General features: G+C 68.4%; 20 protein-coding genes. 10 read left to right on the top strand and 10 right to left on the bottom strand.

Annotation, left to right across the window (positions count from 1 at the left end; genetic code table 11):
- Positions 1 to 46: 46 nt before the first annotated feature.
- From BLR51_RS19405 to BLR51_RS19390, 4 genes are read left to right on the top strand one after another with little or no spacing between them, the layout of a single operon-like run.
- Positions 47 to 562 carry a TRAP transporter small permease gene (locus BLR51_RS19405; RefSeq protein ID WP_089850086.1) on the top strand — a complete coding sequence of 172 codons (516 nt, stop codon included), beginning with the start codon at positions 47 to 49 and terminating at the stop codon, positions 560 to 562.
- The gene (locus BLR51_RS19400; protein ID WP_089850084.1) at positions 562 to 1,848 is read left to right on the top strand and encodes a TRAP transporter large permease; all 1,287 of its coding nucleotides are present in this window, start codon (positions 562 to 564) and stop codon (positions 1,846 to 1,848) included. The genes BLR51_RS19405 and BLR51_RS19400 overlap by 1 nt, the downstream gene beginning before the upstream one ends.
- Before the next feature lie 17 nt (positions 1,849 to 1,865).
- Positions 1,866 to 2,276, top strand: a complete 411-nt coding sequence (locus tag BLR51_RS19395; RefSeq protein ID WP_089850082.1) for a DUF3830 family protein — start codon at positions 1,866 to 1,868, stop codon at positions 2,274 to 2,276.
- A gap of 6 nt (positions 2,277 to 2,282) precedes the next feature.
- Positions 2,283 to 3,749 (top strand): class I adenylate-forming enzyme family protein, encoded by a 1,467-nt coding sequence (locus tag BLR51_RS19390; protein ID WP_089850080.1) that lies wholly within the window; start codon positions 2,283 to 2,285, stop codon positions 3,747 to 3,749.
- Positions 3,750 to 3,758: 9 nt separating this feature from the next.
- Here the strand turns inward: BLR51_RS19390 and BLR51_RS19385 are convergent, their stop codons facing one another.
- Entirely contained in the window at positions 3,759 to 6,530 is a 2,772-nt protein-coding gene (locus BLR51_RS19385) for a hypothetical protein (protein ID WP_089850078.1), read from the bottom strand.
- A 166-nt stretch (positions 6,531 to 6,696) separates the two neighbouring features.
- On the opposite strand from BLR51_RS19385, the gene BLR51_RS19380 reads away from it, so the two are divergent.
- Complete coding sequence (locus tag BLR51_RS19380; RefSeq protein WP_165616883.1) at positions 6,697 to 7,410, top strand: SIMPL domain-containing protein; 714 nt, start codon at positions 6,697 to 6,699, stop codon at positions 7,408 to 7,410.
- 124 nt (positions 7,411 to 7,534) lie between these two features.
- Here BLR51_RS19380 and BLR51_RS19375 read toward each other — a convergent pair whose 3' ends face one another.
- From BLR51_RS19375 to gatC, 7 genes are all read right to left on the bottom strand, one after another.
- Positions 7,535 to 8,815 carry an O-acetylhomoserine aminocarboxypropyltransferase/cysteine synthase family protein gene (locus BLR51_RS19375; RefSeq protein ID WP_089850074.1) on the bottom strand — a complete coding sequence of 427 codons (1,281 nt, stop codon included), beginning with the start codon at positions 8,813 to 8,815 and terminating at the stop codon, positions 7,535 to 7,537.
- A gap of 84 nt (positions 8,816 to 8,899) precedes the next feature.
- Positions 8,900 to 9,898 (bottom strand): GT-B fold glycosyltransferase domain-containing protein, encoded by a 999-nt coding sequence (locus BLR51_RS19370; protein WP_089850072.1) that lies wholly within the window; start codon positions 9,896 to 9,898, stop codon positions 8,900 to 8,902.
- A gap of 75 nt (positions 9,899 to 9,973) precedes the next feature.
- On the bottom strand, positions 9,974 to 10,666 hold the full coding sequence (locus BLR51_RS19365; RefSeq protein ID WP_089850070.1) for a metal-dependent hydrolase: 693 nt from the start codon (positions 10,664 to 10,666) through the stop codon (positions 9,974 to 9,976).
- 144 nt (positions 10,667 to 10,810) lie between these two features.
- Positions 10,811 to 11,506, bottom strand: coding sequence for an N-acetylmuramoyl-L-alanine amidase (locus tag BLR51_RS19360; protein WP_089850068.1), 696 nt, complete (start codon positions 11,504 to 11,506; stop codon positions 10,811 to 10,813).
- Positions 11,467 to 12,177, bottom strand: a complete 711-nt coding sequence (locus tag BLR51_RS19355; protein WP_089850066.1) for a hypothetical protein — start codon at positions 12,175 to 12,177, stop codon at positions 11,467 to 11,469. The genes BLR51_RS19360 and BLR51_RS19355 overlap by 40 nt, the downstream gene beginning before the upstream one ends.
- A 35-nt stretch (positions 12,178 to 12,212) precedes the next feature.
- The gene (gene gatA, locus BLR51_RS19350; RefSeq protein ID WP_089850064.1) at positions 12,213 to 13,700 is read right to left on the bottom strand and encodes an Asp-tRNA(Asn)/Glu-tRNA(Gln) amidotransferase subunit GatA; all 1,488 of its coding nucleotides are present in this window, start codon (positions 13,698 to 13,700) and stop codon (positions 12,213 to 12,215) included.
- Positions 13,697 to 13,984 carry an Asp-tRNA(Asn)/Glu-tRNA(Gln) amidotransferase subunit GatC gene (gene gatC, locus BLR51_RS19345; protein WP_089850062.1) on the bottom strand — a complete coding sequence of 96 codons (288 nt, stop codon included), beginning with the start codon at positions 13,982 to 13,984 and terminating at the stop codon, positions 13,697 to 13,699. The genes gatA and gatC overlap by 4 nt, the downstream gene beginning before the upstream one ends.
- A 282-nt stretch (positions 13,985 to 14,266) precedes the next feature.
- On the opposite strand from gatC, the gene BLR51_RS19340 reads away from it, so the two are divergent.
- The gene (locus BLR51_RS19340) at positions 14,267 to 14,842 is read left to right on the top strand and encodes a hypothetical protein (protein ID WP_242656782.1); all 576 of its coding nucleotides are present in this window, start codon (positions 14,267 to 14,269) and stop codon (positions 14,840 to 14,842) included.
- 3 nt (positions 14,843 to 14,845) lie between these two features.
- On the opposite strand, the gene BLR51_RS19335 is transcribed toward BLR51_RS19340, so the two are convergent.
- Positions 14,846 to 16,249, bottom strand: coding sequence for a helix-turn-helix domain-containing protein (locus BLR51_RS19335; protein WP_089850058.1), 1,404 nt, complete (start codon positions 16,247 to 16,249; stop codon positions 14,846 to 14,848).
- A 64-nt stretch (positions 16,250 to 16,313) separates the two neighbouring features.
- Positions 16,314 to 17,543 (bottom strand): multidrug effflux MFS transporter, encoded by a 1,230-nt coding sequence (locus tag BLR51_RS19330; protein WP_089850056.1) that lies wholly within the window; start codon positions 17,541 to 17,543, stop codon positions 16,314 to 16,316.
- Positions 17,544 to 17,717: 174 nt separating this feature from the next.
- Between BLR51_RS19330 and BLR51_RS19325 the strand changes: the two genes are divergently transcribed.
- The 4 genes from BLR51_RS19325 to BLR51_RS27815 all read left to right on the top strand — a co-directional run bounded on the left by BLR51_RS19325 (position 17,718) and on the right by BLR51_RS27815 (position 20,377).
- A complete protein-coding gene (locus tag BLR51_RS19325; protein WP_089850054.1) occupies positions 17,718 to 19,250 on the top strand; it encodes an acyl-CoA carboxylase subunit beta in 1,533 nt (510 codons plus the stop codon).
- 5 nt (positions 19,251 to 19,255) lie between these two features.
- Positions 19,256 to 19,609 (top strand): hypothetical protein, encoded by a 354-nt coding sequence (locus BLR51_RS19320; RefSeq protein WP_089850052.1) that lies wholly within the window; start codon positions 19,256 to 19,258, stop codon positions 19,607 to 19,609.
- Entirely contained in the window at positions 19,606 to 20,028 is a 423-nt protein-coding gene (locus BLR51_RS19315) for a DUF6497 family protein (RefSeq protein WP_375342693.1), read from the top strand. The genes BLR51_RS19320 and BLR51_RS19315 overlap by 4 nt, the downstream gene beginning before the upstream one ends.
- Positions 20,029 to 20,233: 205 nt before the next feature.
- On the top strand, positions 20,234 to 20,377 hold the full coding sequence (locus tag BLR51_RS27815) for a hypothetical protein (protein WP_165616882.1): 144 nt from the start codon (positions 20,234 to 20,236) through the stop codon (positions 20,375 to 20,377).
- Positions 20,378 to 20,430: the final 53 nt, after the last annotated feature.

Below are 20,430 nucleotides of genomic sequence, written 5' to 3'. Positions count from 1 at the left end.
CGCCTGTCGTGGCCGGACCCTTTCCCTTCACGAAAGCCTGCCGCGCATGATTGTCCTGCTGGAACGCCTGTGTCTTGCCCTGCGCCGCGTCGTCTCGGGCGTGGTCATCCTGCTGTTCTCGGTCATGATGACCGCCGTTCTGGTGCAGGTGGCCGGGCGCTATGTCTTCAACTATTCCATCGCGCAGGCGGCAGAAATCGCCACCTTCAGTCAGATCTGGCTGGTGCTTCTGGGGGCGGGGGTGGCGGTGGCGCGGGGCCAGCATGTGGCCATCGACATGCTGCCCGCCAGGCTGCCGCTGCCCATGGCCCGCGTGGCGCTGGTGGCCATCGCGCTGGTCACCGTCACGTTTCTGGCGGTGCTGGCATGGGGCAGCCAGCCGCTGCTTCGCATGGGCGAATTCCAGACCTCGCCCGCGCTGCGCATCCCGATGAAATGGATTTACCTCTGCCTGCCGATGGGGGCCGCCTATATGGCGCTGGAACTGCTGCTGTCGGTGCTGCAGCGCTGGGACGATCCCTTTCCGCCGCCGCAGGTCGATGATGCCGAGGAGGCGGTCTGATGCTGTTTCTCGCGTTTGCCTTCGTGTTTCTGCTGCTGCTGGGGGTGCCGGTGGTGTTCGTGCTGGGCGCCTCGGCGGTGCTGGCGCTGGTCACCACCACCGATGTGCCCGTGGCCATCGTCAGCCAGCGCGTCTTTGCCGGGCTCAACTCCTTTACGCTGATGGCGATCCCGTTTTTTGTCTTTGCGGGCGTCATCATGGATGCGGGCGGGATTTCGCGGCGGATCGTCGATTTCGCCTCGGCGCTGATCGGCTGGGTGGTGGGCAGCCTTTATCAGGTGGCCTGCGTGGCGGCGGCGGGGCTGGCGGCCATCTCCGGCTCTGGCTCCGCCGACACGGCGGCGATTTCCGCGATCATGCAGCCGCAGTTCCGCCGCCGCGGCTATGACGTGGATTTTGGCGCCGCCCTGATCGCCTGCGCCGGATCCATCGCGCAGGTGATCCCGCCCAGCCTGACCATGGTGATCCTTGCCGTGGTGTCCAACGTGTCCATCGGGGCGCTGTTCGTGTCGGGCATCGTGCCGGGGCTGCTCTGCATCGCCATGCTGATGGTCATCGCCTATTTTCAGGCCCGCAAGGGCGGCCCCGCCTATCGCGAGACCGAAGCCTTCACCCTTGCCCGCCTGCGCCGCACCGGCTGGGCGGCGCTGCCCGCCGCAGGCATGCCGGTGCTGATCCTTGGCGGCATCCTTGGCGGCGTCTTCACCCCCACCGAGGCGGCGGCGGTGTCGGGCTTTTACGGGCTGCTGGTCGGCGCCTTCGTCTATCGCGACCTGAAACTGGCGACGCTGCCGGGGCTGATCCTGCGCACCGCCTCGCTGTCGGCGGCGGTCATGCTGATCATCGGCACGGCGGCGGTGTTTTCGTGGCTGATCGCCAATGCCGATGTGCCGCGGATTCTCGGCGACTGGATCGCGGGTGTGTCGACCAGCACGCTGATCTTTCTGCTGATCGCCAACCTGCTGTTCCTGTTTGTCGGCATGTTTCTGGAAACCATCGCGGCCATCCTGATCATCGTGCCGGTTCTGGCGCCGATCGCCGCGCAGATGGGGGTGGATCCCATCCATTTCTCGCTGCTGGTCATCCTCAACTGCGCCATCGGCACCGTGACGCCGCCCTATGGCGTGTCGCTGTTCGTCGCCTCCAGCGTGGCGGGACGGCCCGTGCTGCAGGTGGCGCGCCGTCTGGGCTGGCCGCTGGCGGGGCTGTTTTCCGTGCTGGCCGCCGTCACCTTCATCCCCGGCCTGTCGCTGTTCCTGCCGCGGCTGTTCGGCCTTATCGACTGATCTCAAAGGACCATCCCATGACCAAACTCAAAGTCACCATCGCCGGCATCGAATTCGACGCCCGTTTCGAGGACGCCGCCCCCAAGACCGTCGCCGCCTTCCGCGCGCAGCTGCCCTATGTCAGCAAGGTGGTGCATGTCCGCTGGAGCGGCGAAGGCGTCTGGATCCCGCTGGGCGAGACCGATTTTGGCGTGAGCTACGAAAACCACACCAGCTATCCGGCGCCGGGGCAGTTCATCCTTTATCCGGGCGGCATTTCGGAAACCGAGATCCTGCTGGCCTATGGCGGCGTGCATTTTGCCTCCAAGATGGGGCAGCTTGCGGGCAACCATTTCATCACGCTGACCTCCAACCTCGACAAGCTGGCCGAGCTTGGGCCCAAGGTGCTGTGGGACGGCGCGCAGGACATCCGGTTCGAAGAGGTCTGATCCCGCATGACACCCGCCCCCCTCAGCTTTGGCGCGCGGCTGCGCCAGCTTGCCGCGCTCCGTGGCGATGCGCCTGCGGTGATCTTCCTGCCCGGCTCTGGGCCGGAGCAGAGGCTCAGCTGGGCCGCGCTGGATGCGCTGGTGGACCGCTTCGCGCACGGGTTGCAGGCGCGCGGCGTGGGGCAGGGCGATGTGGTGGGCATGGCGCTGCGCAATATCCCCCAGCATCTGGCGCTGGCGCTGGCCATCTGGCGGCTGGGGGCGACGACGCTGGTGCTGGATCCGGGCATGCCGCCCGACACGCTGGCCGCGATGCGGGCGCGCAGCGGCGCGCGGCTGGTGGTGGGCGCCCCCGACCTGCCGCTGGAGCTTTTCGAGGCCGAGGCGTTGCCGTCCCGCGCGCCGCTGCCCGACCATGTCTCGGTCCCGGGCAAGATCGTGCTGTCGGGCGGCTCCACCGGGCTGCCCAAGATGATGTGCGACGCGCGGCCCTTCACCCGCATCCCCGGCGCCAGCTGGGGGCGGGTGGCGCCCCGGCTGGGCTTCCGCGCCGATCAGGTGCAGCTGGTCTGTGGGGCCATGTCGCATAACGCGCCGTTTACATGGGCGCAGAACGGGCTCTTCGAGGGCAACACGCTGGTGCTGATGGAACGCTTCGATGCGGCCCGCGCGCTGCAGGCGATCGACAGCCATGGCGTGGGCTTTGTGATGCTGGTGCCCACGATGATGGTGCGCATGATCGACGCGCTGCCCGGCAGCGGCGCGCGGCTGGACAGCCTGCATGCGCTTTACCACACCGGCGCGCCCTGCGCGGGCTGGCTGAAACAGGCATGGATCGACGTGCTGGGCCCCGACCGGGTGACAGAGATGTATGGCTCTGGTGAAAACACCGGCCAGACCACGATCACCGGGCGCGAATGGCTGGATCATCCCGGATCGGTGGGGCAGGGGTTCGAGACCGAGATCCGCATCTACGACCCCGACGGCGCGCGGCTGCCCTCGGGCGAATTGGGCGAGATCTTCATGCGGCCCGCCGATCTGGACGGGCGCAGCGCCTATATCGGCCCCGATGCGCCGCAGCCAGAGCGCGATGCCGACGGCTTCCAGAGCATCGGCGATGTCGGCTGGCTGGATGACGAGGGCTATCTGTATCTGGGCGGGCGGCGCGATGACGTGATCAACACCGGCGGCGTCAAGGTCCATCCCGAAACCATCGAGGCGGCGCTGCTGCGCCATCCCGGCGTGGCGGATGCCGTGGCCTTTGGCGTGGATCACCGCGACTGGGGGCAGATGGTGGTGGCCTGTCTGGTGCCCAAGGCCGGGCGAGCGCTGGACGAGGCCGATCTGCTGGCCTTCTGCGCGCGCAGCCTTGCCCCGGCGGAACAGCCCAAGCGCCTGCATCTCTGTGAGGCGCTGCCCCGCGACGGCTTTGGCAAGATCCGCCGCAAGGCCCTGCGCGCCAGCTTCGGCTAGGCGGGTGGGTCAGCCCTGCGGCATCGACAGGACGATGTTACGCCCGCCTTTGACATAGCGCAGCTCGTCCTCGCCAATCGCCGAGACGCGCCCGCCATCCACCTGATCCCCGACCTGCACCTTCTGGTAGCGCCCCGAGGGCAGCCGGATCAGCGCGCTGCGGCTGGACGGCTTGCCATAGACGCCGATCAGGTTCAGCTGCCGCAGGTTGATCTGGCCCCGCATCGTGGCCTGCTGGGCAACGCTGGTGTTCTGCGGAATGTTGGGCATGGGCGCCGCCCGCGTGCTGGCGGCAGAGGCGGTCTGCACGCGCCGTTCCGGTTCCGGCTGCGGCGGCGGGGCAACCTCCAGCGTGCGGGGCCGCAGCAGCGGCGCCAGCGAGCGCTGCACCGCCTGATCGCTGGCAGAGATGTCCGGCGTCACCGCCTCAAGGTCTGCCACCGGATCTTCGGCGGGCAGCTCGGGCGCGGTGTCTGCGGCTGTCTCCTCGGGCGGGGGCAGCGGGCGCAGGGCGGGTCGGATTTCGCCCAGAGCGGCCAGCGAGGCGTCGGTGGCAGGGGGGGCATCGGGGGCGGCCTGCTCCTCCGGCGGCAGGGCCACCAGATCCTCGGGACGCAGCGCCGGGCGCAGGGCGGGCAGGGCCGCCGCCTCGGAGGCGGGATCGTCCGCCGCCTCGGGCGGCGTCTCCGGCGTGGCGGCGGGGCTGCGCAGCGGCGGCAGCTGCGGCGGCTGGCCGCGATAGATCAGGATGCCGTCCGGGGACAGCGCGCCCTCGGGCGTAGCACGCACCAGCCCGCGCCCGTCCAGATCGAAGCGCACCCCCGGACCCGGCGGCAGCGCCACGGCGGGCAGGGTCAGATCCCGCTCCTGCGTGGCATCAAGATCGGGCAGGGCCACGCTGTCAAAGGGCTGCACCTTCGGGTCCACCGAGGCCCAGTGGATGTTGTCGGTGGTGGATTGCGGCGGCTCCAGCGGCGAGTCCGGCGCGCGCTGCCAGACGCCGGTGGCGGCATAGGTGGCGGCGGCTTCTTCGGGACTGGTCGAAGGCGTGGCGGGTGGGGCAGGCACCTCGGCGGGTGCGGCCTGCTCGGTCTCTGCGGGGTAGGGGGGCGCGACCGGCTGGGCGGGCTCCGGCTCGGGCTCCGGCAGGGCCGCCACCACCGGTTCCGCCACGGTGTCGGGACCGGGTGCAAACAGCTGCGTGAGGCCGGTGTCGAAGCGGATGGAGGCCCATGCCGCCATCCCGGCCAGAAACACCAGCAGCACCACGGTCAGCATCAGCCCCAGATGCCGGGGCTTGCCGCCGACCGTTTCCTCGCGCCGGGCGCCAAAGACGGTCATCCGCCGCCGCTCCTCCTCCGGATCCAGTGCGGCGGGCGGCGTGGCGGGGGCGGGCGTGTCCGGCTCTTCGCGGCGCATCGCGGCAAGCCGGGCGGCGATAGGCGCGTCGCGCCGCTGCGCGGGCGGGGTGGGGCGCATCGACAGCGCCGGCGGCACCCGCGCCGGAGCGGCGGAGGCGGGGGCAGGCGCAGGCGCCTTGGCAGGCTTGGCCGGAACCTTGTCCGGCGTCGGCGTCGCCCGGTCCGGGGCGGGTTTCGGCCCGGCGGCAGGACGTGCCTTGCCGCCCGTGCCCGCAGCGGGGGCAGGTGCTGCCTTGGGCGCGGGCGCCTTCGGGGCAGGGGCTGCCGCCTTGGACGCCGGGGCAACGGCAGGGGCTGTCGTGGCGCCTTTCTGGGATGCGGGCGCAACCGAGGGCGCGGGAACGGTCGCCTTCGCGGCGGCGGGCCTGTCCACGGGCTTGCTTCCGGCGGCCACCGAGGGGGCATTGACCGGCACGGCCTTGCCCGTTGCGGCGGCAGGGCGCGCTGCGGCAGAGGCGGGAACCGCCGGGGTGAACCGGGGCGGCCCCGAGGGCAGCCGGGGCGCGGTCAGCGGCGGCGGCGGGGCGTCGCGCGCGGCCCGGATGCTGGAAAACCGGACCTGAGCGTCGGACGCGGGCGCGGCGGCAGGCGGCGGCACGTCGCGCTCCCATGGCGGAGCTTCGCCCTCGGGCTTGGCAGGCGGCGGCACAACCGGCGCAGGCTCCGGCACGGCGACAGGGTCGGGCGCAGGTTTGGGTTCAGGGATCACGGGCTCCGGATCCGCGCCCTTTTTGGGCACGGATGGAGCCACGGGCGCGGTCACCGGCAGCCCCTCCGCAGCCTTGGGCTTTTCCGCTGCGATCTCCACCGGCGCGGGCGGCGCCTCCGGCGCCTCGTCCAGCAGGCGGAACGGCCCCGGACGCGGCGGCACCGGCCCGGACCAGCCGGGGGCCGCGCCAAAATGCACCGTGCCGACAAAATCCTGCGCCGCGGCCACGGCATGGAACACCTGCGGCACGAATCCGCAGGCGGTCAGAAAGGTCTCGGCCTCTTCCAGCGTCTCGCGGGCCACCGCCGCCGCCTTCAGCCGCCCCTCGGCGGGCACCCAGTCGATCACCAGATCCAGCACCGCATAGGGCGTGACCCCGTCATAGGCGGCACGCACCGCGCGGGCGCGTTCGGCAACGCCGCCCCCGGGATCGGCCAGCGACAGGTAGCGCACCTGTTCGTTGGGCAGGAACACCGCCACCGTGGTGCCTTCGGAAGACCGCGCCAGCGCCTCGTCGCGCAGCTCTGCCAGCGCCTGATCCAGATGGTCGGGATCAAAGGGCCGTTCGGCCAGTGGCACCCAGCCTTCGCCAAGACGGCGAAGCAGGGTGATGCCCTCAAAGGAAAGGAAAAGCGCGAAACCGGGTCCCATGCGCCCGTTCTACCATTGCTCCCGTCGCGATGGGAGTCCCAACAGGGGCGTCCGGGGCGGGCAGCAACTCTCCGCTGAGGGCAGGAATCAAGCCCCGGCGGGGCCTTGCGGCGGCGGCGCGATCGCGGGACAGTGCCCGCCGAACACGCAAGACGGAGGTTCCCCCATGCGTATGATCCCGCGTCCCGCCGCCCTTCTGACCGCGGCCTGTCTCGTGGGGCTGGCGCCGCTCGCCGCCACCGCGCAGCCGACGCCGCCAGACGCACCCCGGCTGACGGTGACCGGCGATGGCAGCGCCACCGCCACCCCCGACATGGCCACGATTTCGCTGGGCATCACCGCCGAAAACCCCGAGGCCGGGGTGGCGATGGACACTGCCTCGCAGGCGGCGGAGGCCATCCTTGCCCGGCTCGACACGCTGGGCATCGAGCCGCGCGACCGGCAGACCTCGGATCTGAGCCTGCAGCCGCTCTGGGCGGGCGGCTATGACAGCGCCGAAGACCGCCGCATCACCGGCTACGAGGCGCGCAACACGCTGACCGTGCGCGTGCGCGATCTGGAGAAACTGGGTGACGTGCTGCAGGCGGTGCTGGAGGATGGCGCGAACCAGCTTTCCGGCCTCAGCTTCGGGCTGCAGAACCCCGATCCGGTCCTCGAGGCGGCGCGCCGCGACGCCGTGGCCGATGCCATGGCCCGCGCGCAGGTGCTGGCCGAGGCGGCAGGCGTGTCGCTGGGCCGGGTGCTGTCGATCAGCGAAGGCGGCGGCGGCTACGCCCCGCCCGCGCCGATGATGGAAATGCGCGCGGCCTCCGTGCCCGTGGCCGCAGGCGAGGCGGAACTGTCGAGCAGCGTCACCATGGAATTTGCTCTGGGCGAGTGAGCCCCCGAAAAAACGCGGCGCCGGATCCCCGGCGCCGCGTCCTGCGTTTCCAGCGGCCCCAAATATCCCGGGGGAGTCCGCGTCAGCGGACGGGGGCAGAGCCCCCGCCACCCCACCGCCGGGCTCAGGCCCGGTTCAGCGCCTGATCCAGATCGGCGATCAGATCCTCGGCATCCTCGATCCCGATGGAGATGCGCACCACATCCGGGGCGGCGCCCGCCGCGATCTGCTGCGCCTCTGACAGCTGCCGGTGGGTGGTGGAGGCGGAATGGATCACCAGACTGCGCGTATCGCCCAGATTGGCGACATGGCTGAAGATCTTCAGCCCGTCCACAAACCGCAGACAGGCGTCATAGCCGCCCTTCAGCGTGACGGTGAAGAGCGCGCCGGCCCCCTTGGGGCAGATCCGCGCCACCCGGTCGGCATAGGGCGACGACGGCAGCCCGGCATAGGTGACCTTCGCCACCGCCGGATGGGTTTCAAGCCAGCCCGCCACGCGCTTGGCATTGGCCACATGCTGCCGCATCCGCAGCGACAGGGTCTCGATCCCCATCAGCGTGTAATGCGCGCCCTGCGGGTTCATGGTCATGCCCAGATCGCGCAGCCCCACCGCGATGGAATGGAAGGTGAAGGCGAGCGCGCCAAAGGTCTCGTGGAATTTCAGCCCGTGATAGGCGGGTTCCGGCGCCGAAAGCGACGGGAATTTGTCCGACGTCGACCAGTCGAAGCTGCCCGAATCCACCACGCAGCCGCCGGTCACCGTGCCGTTGCCGGTCATGTATTTGGTCAGCGAATGCACCACCAGCGTCGCGCCATGCTCGATGGGGCGGCAGAGATAGGGCGTGGCCGAGGTGTTGTCGACGATCAGCGGCAGGCCCGCGCGCTGCGCGATTGCGGCGATGGCATCCAGATCGGTGATGTAGCCGCCGGGATTGGCGATGCTTTCGCAGAAGATGGCGCGGGTGTTTTCGTCGATCGCGGCCTCGACCGCGTCCAGATCGTCAAAATCGACAAAGCTGCAGGACCAGCCGAAGCGGCGGATGGTCTGGCTGAACTGGGTGATGGTGCCGCCATAGGCCCGGGTCGAGGCGACGATGTTGCGCCCCGGCCCCATCAGCGGGAACAGCGCCATGATCTGCGCCGCATGGCCCGAAGAGCAGCAGACCGCGCCCGCGCCGCCCTCCAGCGCCGCGACCCGCTCCTGCAGCGCGGCCACGGTGGGGTTGGTCAGGCGCGAATAGATATAGCCGACCTCCTGCAGGTTGAACAGCGCCGCCGCATGGTCCGCGTCGCGGAACACATAGGCGGTGGTCTGGTAGATCGGCACCTGCCGGGCGCCGGTGGCCGGATCGGGCCGGGCACCGGCATGGATCTGCAGCGTGTCGAATCCGTGGTTCTGGGTCATCTTGGGCCTCCTCCCGCGATCAGATGACCCAGCGGTAAGCCATCCCCGCGCGGCCCGCAACGCCCCGCTGTCCGCGCCCGCGCCCTAGCGCAGCCAGAGGCCTTCGCGTTTCAGCCGGTTCCGGATCGCCTGTTCGCGCCGGGGCAGGTCGCTGCGGTCGAAAAGCGCGCGGGCGCGCTGCCCGAGCCCCTGATAGACCATGCGCCGCAGCGGCTCGTAGCCCTTCAGCACCTTCTTGACGCGGTTGGGGGCGGTGATCTCTTCCAGCAGGGCGACCACCGCCGCGCTTTCCCGGGCATAAAGCAGCGGCAGGGTGCGGTAATGACAGCTGATCCGCCCATCCAGCAGCCCTTCGGGCAGGGTGTCGCGCCCGCCGCCAAGGCTGTGGATCACCAGCGGCAGCGCCACCTGATCGAGCCACGGATCAAGGCTCTGGCAGACCAGCTCTGGCGGGGGATCATCGCGAATGGACAAGGCATATTGCAGAAACCGGGTGCCAAACACCTTTGGACAGTCGTAAAAGTAGAAGCCCGCGTTGAAGTAGAGATAGCGCCGCCAGTGCTCGTCGGGCTGAGCCAGATCCAGCGAGGCGGCAAAATCCAGCCCGAACCGGTCATAGAGCGCGCGCCAGATCTGCGTATAGCCGGGGCCGTAAAGCTCGATCCGGGGCCATGTGCCTTCGCGGCGCAGCGAGGCGGTGGGGCGGGCAAAATCGAAGGGCACCGTGGTCAGATCGCCGGTGATCAGCGTGTCGGTGTCGAAGAACACGAAGGGCTGGCCTTCGGGCAGGGCCAGCAGCGCCTCGATCTTGTTGCCATAGGGATAGGTCTCGCCAAAATGGGCGGAGGCGAAGGGCAGCAGGGTCGCGCCGCAGTCCTGCAGCAGGTCGAGCAGGGCCGGATCGCCGATGCGCGGATCCTGCGACCAGAGCGGGCCGGGCTGCGGTTCGGCCACAAAAAGCCGCACCGCGTCGCGCGGGGTGGTGGCGGCCAGCGACAGTGCAAAAAGCGCGGCCTCATAGGCCAGCCGCCCGCGCTGTCCGACGATGAGGATGTTGAGCGGTGTGCCGCTGCCTGCCGTCATGCCCGCCCGCTGTCCCTGTCCTGCCCCCATGGAATGCCGCGCCCCCCGGGCAAGCCGGGGAGGCGGCGTTTTGGCCTAGATCGTGATCGGTTCCAGCACCTGCGGCTCCACCACGCGCACGCCGGGCAGCGCCTCTGCCAGCGCCGCCGCCGACTGTTCCAGCGCCGGGAAGGTGCGGTAATGGCCGGGGATCACGGTCTTGAAGTCGAACCATGTCTTGGCGGCATAGGCCGCGGCGGCCATGTCCATGGTGTAATAGCCGCCACAGGACAGGATGCCGATGTCGGGCTTGTGATAGGCGCCCATCCAGCCCATGTCGGCCATCAGCGTGGTGTCGCCGGAGAAGTAGATCACATGGCCCTCGCCCGCGATCATGAAGCCGGTTTCCATTCCGGCATAATGCGGCTTGCCGTCGACGGGCAGCGAGGAGGAATGCGAGGCGGGCACCATGGTCACCCGGACGCCGCCGAAGCTGACGGTGCCGCCCTTGTTGAAGGCATGGCCCTCGACCGCGCCCTGACCATGCAGCATCCCGGCCAGTTCCACCATGCCGGAGACCGGCGCGCCGGTTTTCTGCGAGACCGTCACCAGATCGGCGGTGTGGTCGGAATGGCCATGGGTGACAAGGATCTGCGTGGCGCCCTGCAGCGCCTCCTCGATGCGGTCTTCGGGCATCATCGGATTGCCATGCACCCAAGGGTCGATGAGCAGCACCTGATCTTCGATGTCGATGCGGAAGGATCCGTGGCCAAGCCAGAGGATGTTCATGAGGCAGTCTCCTGATGTGGTTCGGGCCGGAGGGTAGCACGGCCTCGTGGCAGGTAAAGCGCGGGGGGAGGGGAGGAGGGGGCTCTGCCCCCTCTTGGCGCGGAGCGCCAATTCACCCCCGGAGTTTAGGGGCAAGATGAAGCGTCAGCCGGCGGGATAGGCGGCGGCGAGCCCGGCCATCAGGGCCCGGTCGTGATCGTCGAGCGGGCCGCGGGCGCCGGGGCGGAAGCGGGCGCGGAAGGCCGCAAGCAGCGCCTCTTCCTCGCCGGGGGCTGCGCGGTAGCCGAACCGCGCGGCGGCGCCGAGGAAGTCCCCGGGGGCGGCAGGCGCGGCCGCGACCGCAAGCCCGCGGCGCACCAGCCGCGCCCAGTCGAAACGGGGGCCGGGATCCTGCTTGCGGGTCGGGGCCATGTCGGAATGGCCGATGACCCGGGCGGGGGGGATGGACCAGCGCCGCAGGATCCCCGCGAGCAGCGTCTCCAGCGCCGAGATCTGCGGTTCGGGGAAGGGTTCGGTGCCGGTATTGACCAGTTCGATGCCGATGGCCCGGGAATTGACCTCGGTCACCGTGCCCCATGCGCCAAGCCCCGCATGCCATGCGCGCATCTCTTCGGTGACGAGCTGCCAGCAGGTGCCGTCGCGGTCGAGCACGTAATGGGCGGAGACGCCGGATCCGGGGTGGCGCAGATGGTCAAGCGTGGCGCGGGCCGTGGGGATGACGGTGTAATGCAGCACCACCAGATCGGGCCGCGCGCCAGACCGGCGCGGCCCGAAATTGTCCGACGGGCACCAGAGCGGGGTCAGCTGCCCCGCACCGCGCGGAAGGGGGCCGGATCCCAGGCGCAGGCGAAGCCGTCGCCATCGGGATCAAGCGACTTGCGGTCGCGCTCCGGCCCGCCGCTGGCAAGGAAATCCTCCTGCGCGCGGTCCGGCGAGCTGTAGGCGGCGCAGGCGCGGATGGCCTTTTCGGCGCTGGCGAAGGGTCCGCGGCGATAAAGCGCCGTGCCCACCGGATTGGTGGTGCGCAGGGCGTATTCCACAATGTTCGGCGCCGAGGAATCGGGGCGCGGCGGCAGGTCGGTCGGGCGGATGATCTGATATTGCGCGCGGTTCTGCGCGATCATCGCGGCATCGTCCTGAATGCTGCGTTCCGCCGACACGGCGGAAAAATCGTTCTCCGCCGAAATGCCGGAGCCGTTGCCCGCCACGTCGGGGGCAGCGTTGGAGGGGGAGGCATTCACCGGCGCCACGCCGGAATTGCCGTCCAGCGCGGCGCGGATCGCGGCGTCTTCCTGCGCGTTGCCGATCATGCCGGGGGTGGAGGGGCCCGGCGCGGGCGTGGTCGTCACGGGCGTGGCAGCGCCGCCGCCTGCCAGCGCCGCGTCGCGGGACTGCCGCGCCTCGTAGCTGGCATAATCATCGAAGCCCACGCCGGTGCCGCTGTCCGGAATGGGGGTCGTGCAGGCGGCCAGCGCGCAGAGCGCCGCGCCGCAGAGGAAGGTCCGTGTCATGATCTTGCGTTGCACCCCAGAACTCTCCCGAGTGATTACCACCATTGTGCAGGCTTCTGGGAGAAGCCCGCCGCGCGTTCCAGCGCATAGGCCGTGTTGAGCAGGTCGCCCTCTTCCCACGGTCTGCCGATCAGCTGCAGACCCAGCGGCAGCCCCTGCCTGTCCAGACCCGCCGGAACGGAAACGCCCGGAAGGCCGGCAAGGTTCACCGTCACGGTGAACACATCATTGAGATACATCTGCACCGGATCGGCCTCCTGCATCTCGCCCAGACCAAAAGCGGCGGAGGGCGTGGCAGGCGTCAGGATCGCATCGACCCCGGCGGCGAAGGCTTCTTCGAAGTCGCGCTTGATCAGGGTGCGGACCTTGCGGGCGCGGTTGTAATAGGCGTCGTAGAACCCGGCGGACAGCACATAGGTGCCCACCATGACCCGGCGCTGCACCTCTGCGCCGAAGCCTTCGGCGCGGGTCTTTTCATACATGTCGTTGATGCCCTCGCCCCGGCTCAGCGCGGCGCGATGGCCATAGCGCACCCCGTCATAGCGCGCGAGGTTCGACGAGGCCTCGGCGGGGGCGATGACGTAATAGGCGGGCAGGGCGTATTTGGTATGGGGCAGCGAGATGTCGGTGATCTTGGCCCCGGCCTCGGCCAGCATCCGCGCGCCCTCGTCCCAGAGTGCCGCGATCTCGTCATTCATGCCGTCCATGCGGTATTCGCGCGGGATGCCGATGACCTTGCCCCGGATGTCGCCGGTCAGCAGCGCCTCGAAATCGGGCACGGGCAGATCGGCGGAGGTGCTGTCCTTCGGATCATGGCCGCACATCGCCTGCAGCACGATGGCCGCATCGCGCACGTCCTTGGTCATCGGGCCCGCCTGATCGAGGCTCGAGGCGAAGGCGACGACCCCCCAGCGCGAGCAGCGGCCATAGGTGGGCTTGATGCCGGTGATGCCGGCAAAGGCGGCGGGCTGGCGGATCGAGCCGCCGGTATCGGTGCCGGTGGCGGCAAGGCACAGATCGGCGGCCACCGCGGCGGCAGACCCGCCGGAAGAGCCGCCGGGGGTCAGCGCCGTGGTGTCATTGCCGCGCCGCCACGGGTTGACCGCATTGCCGTAACAGGAGGTCTCGTTGCTGGAGCCCATGGCAAACTCGTCCATGTTGAGCTTGCCCAGCATCACGGCGCCCGCTTCGAAGAGCTGGCTGGTGACGGTCGATTCGTATTCCGGCGTGAAGCCTTCAAGGATGCGCGAGGCCGCCTGACTGGGAACGCCCTTGGTGCAGAACAGATCCTTGATCCCCATGGGAATGCCGCAGAGCGCGGGCGCGTCGCCCGCCGCAATCCGGGCATCCGCCGCGCGCGCCTGCTCCAGTGCGATCTCGGGGGTCTTGTGGACAAAGGCGTTGAGCGCCCCCGCCGTCTCGATGGCGCCAAGGCAGGCCTCGGTCAGATCCACCGAGGTCACGTCTCCGGCGCGCAGCGCATCGCGCGCCGCGGCCACGGTCAGTTTGGCAAGCTCGCTCATTCCATCACCTTCGGCACGGCAAAGAACCCTTCGCGCGCATCGGGCGCGTTCGACAGGACCTGTGTCTGGATGTTGCCATCCGTCACCACATCGGCGCGCCGCTTCAGCTGCATCGGCGTGACCGAGACCATGGGCTCCACGCCGTCCACATCCACTTCGTTCAGCTGCTCGATGAAGTCGAGAATGGCGCTGAATTCATGGGCCAGCGCCGGCAGCGCCTCGTCTTCCACACGGATGCGCGCCAGTTTGGCGACCCGCGCGGCGGTCTTGGTGTCGATCGACATGGGATCCCCCCGGTCAGTCTGTGTCCGTCGCAGTCGGAACGCCTTTACTCCGCCCGGCCCTGCCTCGCAAGCCGCCCCCACGCTTTTGCGATCCGCGCTTCTTCTTGGCCCAAATATCCCGGGGGAGCCCGCGCGGCAGCGCGGGCGGGGGCAGAGCCCCCTGCCTGCCCGCGACCCCACCGTTTCGTGATCCGCAAGGGCGGGCCTGCACCGGTGCCCGGCTCGACAACGTCGCGCGCGCGCGCTAGGCGCGGGGAAACATCCTCAATGTCCGGACCTGCCGTGCCACGCCTTCTTTCCCGGTTCTGCCTGCTGCCGCTTCTGCTGGCCGCTTTCCTGCTCTCTGCCTGTGCCACCCGCTCGCCGCATGTGCCGCCGCCCTCCGCCGCCGAGGTGATGGAACTGGCGGCCGCCCTGCGCAGCCTTGGCCCCGATGTCGATCCCGAAGAGGCGGCGCGCATGGCCCGCATTTCCTATGACTATCCGCGCGAACTGGCGGTGGCATGGAACGTGACCGACAGCGCCTATATCCATAACGTCAAGGTCAACAACGGCACCCGCCCGCGCGGGCTGTGCTACCAATGGGCCGATGATCTGGAGGCGCGGCTGCTGCAGGAGGATTTCCGCACCATCGACCTGCACCGGGCCATCGCCAATGCCATGACGCCGCTCCGCATCGAACACAGCACCGTCATCGCCAGTGCCGCAGGCGCGCGGATGGATCAGGGCATCGTGCTGGATCCGTGGCGCAATGGCGGCGATCTTTACTGGGGGCCGGTGCTGGAAGACACGCGTTACCCGTGGGTCGAACGCGAAAAGGTGTTCGCTGCCAAACGTGCGCTGGCCGAAGGGCGCTAGGGCTCAGTCCAGCGCATAGGGCAGGATGTCGCGGCGGTCTGGCCGGATGGTCAGGCGCCGCTCCAGCGGCGGCACCGACCGCTGGTGGCAGTCGGTGCGTTCGCAGATGCGGCAGGAAATGCCGATGGGCTCGAACGCCCGGTCGCGGGTCAGATCCATCCCGTCGGCATAGACCAGCGCGCCCGCGTGGCGCAGTTCGCATCCCAGAGCCATCGCAAAGCGGCGCACCGGCGCGCCGAACCGCCCCGCGGGCTTGGTCACGTCGCGCGCCAGCAGCACGTAGCGCACGCCGTCCGGGGTCTCTGCCAGCTGCCGCAGGAAGGTGTTCGGGGTCTCGAACGCGCGGTGCACGTTCCAGAGCGGACAGGCCCCGCCAAAACGGGCGAATTGCAGCCGCGTCGCGGAATGGCGCTTGGTGATGGTGCCGGCCTGATCGACGCGGGCGAAAAAGAACGGGATGCCCTTGGCGCCGGGCCGCTGCAGCGTCGAAAGCCGGTGCGCCACCTGCTCGATCGAGGCGCCAAAGCGTGCGGCCAGCAGATCGAGATCGTGCCGCGTCTCCTGCGCCGCCGCCAGCACCGCGCCATAGGGCATCATCGCGGCGCCCGCGAAATAGTTGGCAAGCCCCAGCTTGGCGATGGCGCGGGCGGTGTCGGACTGGAAGCGCGCCAGATCCAGCGTTGCTTCCAGCAGCGGATCCTGCCGCAGCAGCGCCACCTGCACCAGCAGCTGAAAGGTCTGCGTCTCGTAAGGCGCGAGCGAGGACAGCGTCAGCACCTGCCGCGCCGCATCGAAGCTGCGCAGCGCCGGGGTCTGTGCCATCTCCACCGCGATGCCGCGCCCGCGCAGACGGGCAATCACGGCGGCGCGCAGATCGGGGCCACCGCCGCCCAGCATCTGGGCAAAATGTTCTGCCGCGCGGTCCACCGCGTCGATGTAATTGTCGCAGTAATGGAAGAAATCCCGCACCTCTTCCCAAGGCGAGGGCTGCAGCTGCGCGCCCTCGCGCCCCAGCGCCTCGTCTAGGCTCGCCAGCCGTTCATGGGTCTGCCGGTAGGATCGGTGCAGATCCAGAAAGGCCCGCGCCAGCGCCGGGGCGTTGGAGGCGGTCAGGCGCAGATCGGCCAGCGGCGGGGCATGTTCGCCAAAGACCGGATCGGCCAGCGCCTCACGCATGTCGGAAACCAGCCGTTCGGCATCGCCCTGACCCAGTTCGGTGACGTCAAAGCCAAATTCCTGCGCCAGCGCCAGCACCACCGTGGTGGAGACGGGGCGGTTGTTGTTTTCCATCTGGTTGAGATAGGGCAGGGACACGCCCAGCTTGGCGGCGAAATCCTTTTGCGTCAGCCCCAGCCGCCCGCGCAGGTCGCGCAGCTTTGCCCCGGCATAAAGTTTGCGTGTCGCCATGCTGCCCCTCCGGTCCGGGCAGGGCTTTGCACCTTTGCCACGGCTTCAGGGTCACTATGCAAACTCAGCGCGCGAGGTCCAGCCCCGCCAGCCGCCGGTCGCGCCGGATCACCAGCAGGATGCAGATCAGGCTGGCAACCGAGGTGGCCAGCATCAGCCACAAGAGCGGCCATGCGCCGGACTGCACGCTGAGCAGTCCGCCCGCCAGCGCCGACAGCGCGCCGCCCCCGCCCAGCATGATCGCGCCGCCCAGACCCGAGGCCGTGCCCGCCAGATGCGGGCGCACCGTCAGCGTGCCCGCCGTGGCATTGGGCACCACCATGCCATTGCCGAAACCCATGAACCACATGAAGCCGAAAAAGCTCAGCGCCGATCCCATCCCCATGGCAAAGACCACCAGCGCGCCCGCCATGCCGCCTGCCAGCACGATGGAGCCCCAGAGGATCATCCGGTTGATGCCGTAACGCGCGGAAAACCGGCCAGAGAAGAAGTTGCCAAGGAAATAGCCCACGGCGGGGATGGCGAAATAAAGCCCCACCTCCGCCTCTGACAGGCCGAACAGCACCGACCCCACAAAGGGCGCGCCGCCCAGATAGGCAAAGAACGACCCCGAGGCGGTGGCGCAGGCCAGCGCATAGCCCCAGAAGCGCGGGCTGGTCAGCAGTTCGGGATATTCGCGGAACTGCTGGCCCAGCGTCAGGCCCCGGCTGCGCGAGGTTTCCCCCAGATCGCGCCATGCCAGCCACATCATCGCGACCCCCAGCAGCAGCAGCATCCAGAACACCGCCTGCCAGCCCATCAGCTCGCCCAGCACGCCGCCGATCATCGGCCCGATCATCGGCACCACCGCCACGCCCATGGTGACATAGGCGATGCGCGAGGCGGCCTGATCCTCGGCCACCATGTCGCGCACCACGGCGCGGCTCAGCACCATGGCGCTGACGATCACCGCCTGACACATGCGGAAGATCAGGAAGACGGTCACGTCGGTGGCCAGAACGCAGCCCAGCGTGGCCAGCAGGAACAGCGCCAGCCCCCACAGAATCACCGGGCGCCGCCCGAACTTGTCGGACACCGGCCCGATCACCACCTGCAGCGCGGCGTTCACCCAGAGGTAGATCGCCACCGAAAGCTGCATCAGCGTGTGTTCGGTCTGAAAATAGGCCGTCATCTGCGGCAGGGACGGCAGAAAGACGTTCATGGCCAGCGCAGACAGTCCCGCAAGCAGGACAAGTGTGACAAGATGCGGTGGCGTGGTGTTGTCCAGAAAACGGACGGCGGGCTGACTCTGCATGCAGTTCCCGTATGACGGGAGTCTCTGAAAGTCCATATAGGACGCAGGGGGAGCGGAGCATTTGCGGCTTTGCTATTTGCAATCCTTCGACTTTTCAGACTTTGCAAATTTGCCGAATTTGACTTGAGCGGTAAAGGCGCCTCTGTATGGTCTGGCCAAACGAGAGGGACGGCCATGAAAGACATTCTGCAGGAGTTGGAGGGCCGCCGCGCCGGTGCCCGGATCGGCGGCGGTCAGGCCCGCATCGACGCGCAGCATGCCAAGGGCAAGCTGACCGCGCGCGAACGTATCGAACTGCTGCTCGACGAGGGCAGTTTCGAGGAATACGACATGTTCGTGGCCCATCGCTGCACCGATTTCGGCATGGAACAGAACCGGCCCTATGGCGATGGCGTGGTCACCGGCTGGGGCACCATCAACGGGCGCATGGTCTATGTCTTCAGTCAGGATTTCACCGTGCTGGGCGGGTCGGTGTCGGCCACGCATGCGCAGAAGATCTGCAAGATCATGGATATGGCGGTGCAGAACGGCGCGCCGGTGATCGGGCTCAACGATTCTGGTGGCGCGCGGATTCAGGAAGGCGTCGACAGCCTTGCGGGCTATGCCGAGATTTTCCAGCGCAACGTGCTGGCCTCGGGCGTGGTGCCGCAGATTTCGGTCATCATGGGGCCCTGTGCAGGGGGCGCGGTCTATTCGCCTGCCATGACCGACTTCATCTTCATGGTGAAGGACACCTCCTACATGTTCGTGACCGGCCCGGATGTGGTCAAGACCGTGACCAACGAGATCGTCACCGCCGAGGAGCTTGGGGGGGCTGCTACCCATACCAAAAAATCCTCCGTCGCGGATGGCGCGTTCGAGAATGACGTGGTGGCGCTGGCAGAGGTGCGGCGGCTGGTGGATTTCCTGCCGCTCAACAACCGCGAAAAGCCGCCCGTGCGCCCGTTCTTCGACAATGTGGACCGGGTGGAAACCTCGCTCGACACGATCATCCCCGAAAACGCCAATCAGCCCTATGACATGAAGGAACTGATCCTGAAGGTCGCGGACGAGGCGGATTTCTACGAGATTCAGGAAGATTTCGCCCGCAACATCATCACCGGCTTCATCCGGCTGGAGGGGCAGACGGTGGGCGTGGTCGCCAACCAGCCCATGGTGCTGGCGGGCTGTCTGGACATCGATTCCAGCCGCAAGGCCGCGCGCTTCGTCCGGTTCTGCGACTGTTTCGAAATTCCGATCCTGACCTTTGTCGACGTGCCGGGCTTCCTGCCGGGGACGGGGCAGGAATTTGGCGGGGTCATCAAGCATGGCGCCAAGCTGCTGTTCGCCTATGGCGAGGCGACGGTGCCCAAGGTCACGGTCATCACCCGCAAGGCCTATGGCGGGGCCTATGACGTGATGGCCTCCAAACATCTGCGCGGCGACGTGAACTATGCATGGCCCACGGCGGAAATCGCGGTGATGGGCGCCAAGGGCGCGACAGAGATCATCCACCGCGCCGATCTGGGCGATGCGGAAAAGATCGCGCGCCATACCGCCGATTACGAGGACCGCTTCGCCAATCCCTTTGTCGCCGCCGAACGCGGCTTCATCGACGAGGTGATCCAGCCACGGTCGACCCGCCGCAGGGTGGCGCGCGCCTTTGCCATGCTGCGCAACAAGTCGCTCAGCAATCCGTGGAAGAAACACGACAACATTCCGCTGTGACCGGGATGGGAGACCGCAAGGGCACCAGCCGCGGCTGGCACATCACCCGCGCCGAGGGCACGCTGACGCTGTCACGCCGTCTGCCCGCGCGCTTCGATCTGGGCGTGGGCACGATTCTGCCGCAGGTGGCGCGGCCCGAACGGCTGGCGCATCAGGTGCGGCAGGATCTGTGGCGGGCGCTGCGCGACCTGCGCGGCTTTGCCCCCTGCGTGCGGATCACGCCGCAGGACGGCCAGCTGCATCTGCTGGCGGGCGGAGAGGTTGCGGGGGCGGTGCCCCGCGCACAGGCCGAGGCGCGCATCGCCGCGGTGCTGGAGGATGGCGCCCGCCGGGCGCGCTGGCTGCGGTGGGCCGCATGACGTCCCGCCGCCTGCAGCAAATGGGAGCAGCGATTCTGGCGCTGGCGGGTTCCGCCGCGTCGGGCCAGACCACGGCGCCTGAGGAGAGCGCCGTGGCAGTGCCCTCCGGCATGGAGGTGCGGCTTTACGAGACGCTGACCGATGATTTTGGCGGGGGGCCGATCCTGCGATTTCGCTTTCTGGCACCCATGATCGGCAGCACCATGGCGCATGATCCCGACGCGCTGGTGACGGACATGCAGTTCCTGTGTCAAGACTACGCAATGTCGCATCTGGGCAGCGATGCCGCGCCCCCGGCGCAGATCGTCATTTCCCTGATGGAAGCTCCCGTTGAATTCGGGCAACCGAGGCCGGATGTACGTCAGATCTTCGAGGCATTCTCGTTGCGCGACGACACCTGTATCTGGGAGGCATTCTAATGCTTACACAATATCTTGGGGCGGAAACCTCATGTCGCAGGACACATGAGGCTTTGCTGCCACAACTCGGCGCCGCAGTTCGGGCCGCATATCTTTCGGTTTTCGATTCGGATATGGTCGATCACGATTGCACCCAAGCAATCGTTACCTCTGGACGAGGGCCGGTGAAATCTGCCGGTTCCGTCGAATCTGACAGGAGAATAAGATGTCCAAGAGCATCCAGCTTCTTGCCATGCTTGGTTTCGTTGCCACGCTTTCGGCATGCGGCGGCCAGCAGGAAGAAGAGTTCGTTGTGGTCGACCCCGAGCCGATCACCACTGAACCCGTCTACACCGGCAAGTACAAGTAATTTGCCTTCGGGACGGGCCCCGCAAGGGTCCGTCCCGCTTCTGCAGCGCCTGC

Origin of the sequence: Salipiger marinus, assembly GCF_900100085.1 — a bacterium.
Taxonomy (GTDB): Bacteria; Pseudomonadota; Alphaproteobacteria; order Rhodobacterales; family Rhodobacteraceae; genus Salipiger; species Salipiger marinus.
Note: the sequence above shows the minus strand (reverse complement) of the source record. Positions and strands in the feature narration are given on the sequence as shown.

Excerpts from the sequence above, each read along its gene's own strand:
- BLR51_RS19405 (WP_089850086.1), top strand. The coding sequence starts at position 47 with ATGATTGTCCTGCTGGAACGCCTGTGTCTTGCCCTGCGCCGCGTCGTC.
- BLR51_RS19400 (WP_089850084.1), top strand. The coding sequence starts at position 562 with ATGCTGTTTCTCGCGTTTGCCTTCGTGTTTCTGCTGCTGCTGGGGGTG.
- BLR51_RS19395 (WP_089850082.1), top strand. The coding sequence starts at position 1,866 with ATGACCAAACTCAAAGTCACCATCGCCGGCATCGAATTCGACGCCCGT.
- BLR51_RS19390 (WP_089850080.1), top strand. The coding sequence starts at position 2,283 with ATGACACCCGCCCCCCTCAGCTTTGGCGCGCGGCTGCGCCAGCTTGCC.
- BLR51_RS19385 (WP_089850078.1), bottom strand. The coding sequence starts at position 6,530 with ATGGGACCCGGTTTCGCGCTTTTCCTTTCCTTTGAGGGCATCACCCTG.
- BLR51_RS19380 (WP_165616883.1), top strand. The coding sequence starts at position 6,697 with ATGCGTATGATCCCGCGTCCCGCCGCCCTTCTGACCGCGGCCTGTCTC.
- BLR51_RS19375 (WP_089850074.1), bottom strand. The coding sequence starts at position 8,815 with ATGACCCAGAACCACGGATTCGACACGCTGCAGATCCATGCCGGTGCC.
- BLR51_RS19370 (WP_089850072.1), bottom strand. The coding sequence starts at position 9,898 with ATGACGGCAGGCAGCGGCACACCGCTCAACATCCTCATCGTCGGACAG.
- BLR51_RS19365 (WP_089850070.1), bottom strand. The coding sequence starts at position 10,666 with ATGAACATCCTCTGGCTTGGCCACGGATCCTTCCGCATCGACATCGAA.
- BLR51_RS19355 (WP_089850066.1), bottom strand. The coding sequence starts at position 12,177 with ATGACACGGACCTTCCTCTGCGGCGCGGCGCTCTGCGCGCTGGCCGCC.
- gatA (WP_089850064.1), bottom strand. The coding sequence starts at position 13,700 with ATGAGCGAGCTTGCCAAACTGACCGTGGCCGCGGCGCGCGATGCGCTG.
- gatC (WP_089850062.1), bottom strand. The coding sequence starts at position 13,984 with ATGTCGATCGACACCAAGACCGCCGCGCGGGTCGCCAAACTGGCGCGC.
- BLR51_RS19335 (WP_089850058.1), bottom strand. The coding sequence starts at position 16,249 with ATGGCGACACGCAAACTTTATGCCGGGGCAAAGCTGCGCGACCTGCGC.
- BLR51_RS19330 (WP_089850056.1), bottom strand. The coding sequence starts at position 17,543 with ATGCAGAGTCAGCCCGCCGTCCGTTTTCTGGACAACACCACGCCACCG.
- BLR51_RS19325 (WP_089850054.1), top strand. The coding sequence starts at position 17,718 with ATGAAAGACATTCTGCAGGAGTTGGAGGGCCGCCGCGCCGGTGCCCGG.
- BLR51_RS19320 (WP_089850052.1), top strand. The coding sequence starts at position 19,256 with ATGGGAGACCGCAAGGGCACCAGCCGCGGCTGGCACATCACCCGCGCC.
- BLR51_RS19315 (WP_375342693.1), top strand. The coding sequence starts at position 19,606 with ATGACGTCCCGCCGCCTGCAGCAAATGGGAGCAGCGATTCTGGCGCTG.
- BLR51_RS27815 (WP_165616882.1), top strand. The coding sequence starts at position 20,234 with ATGTCCAAGAGCATCCAGCTTCTTGCCATGCTTGGTTTCGTTGCCACG.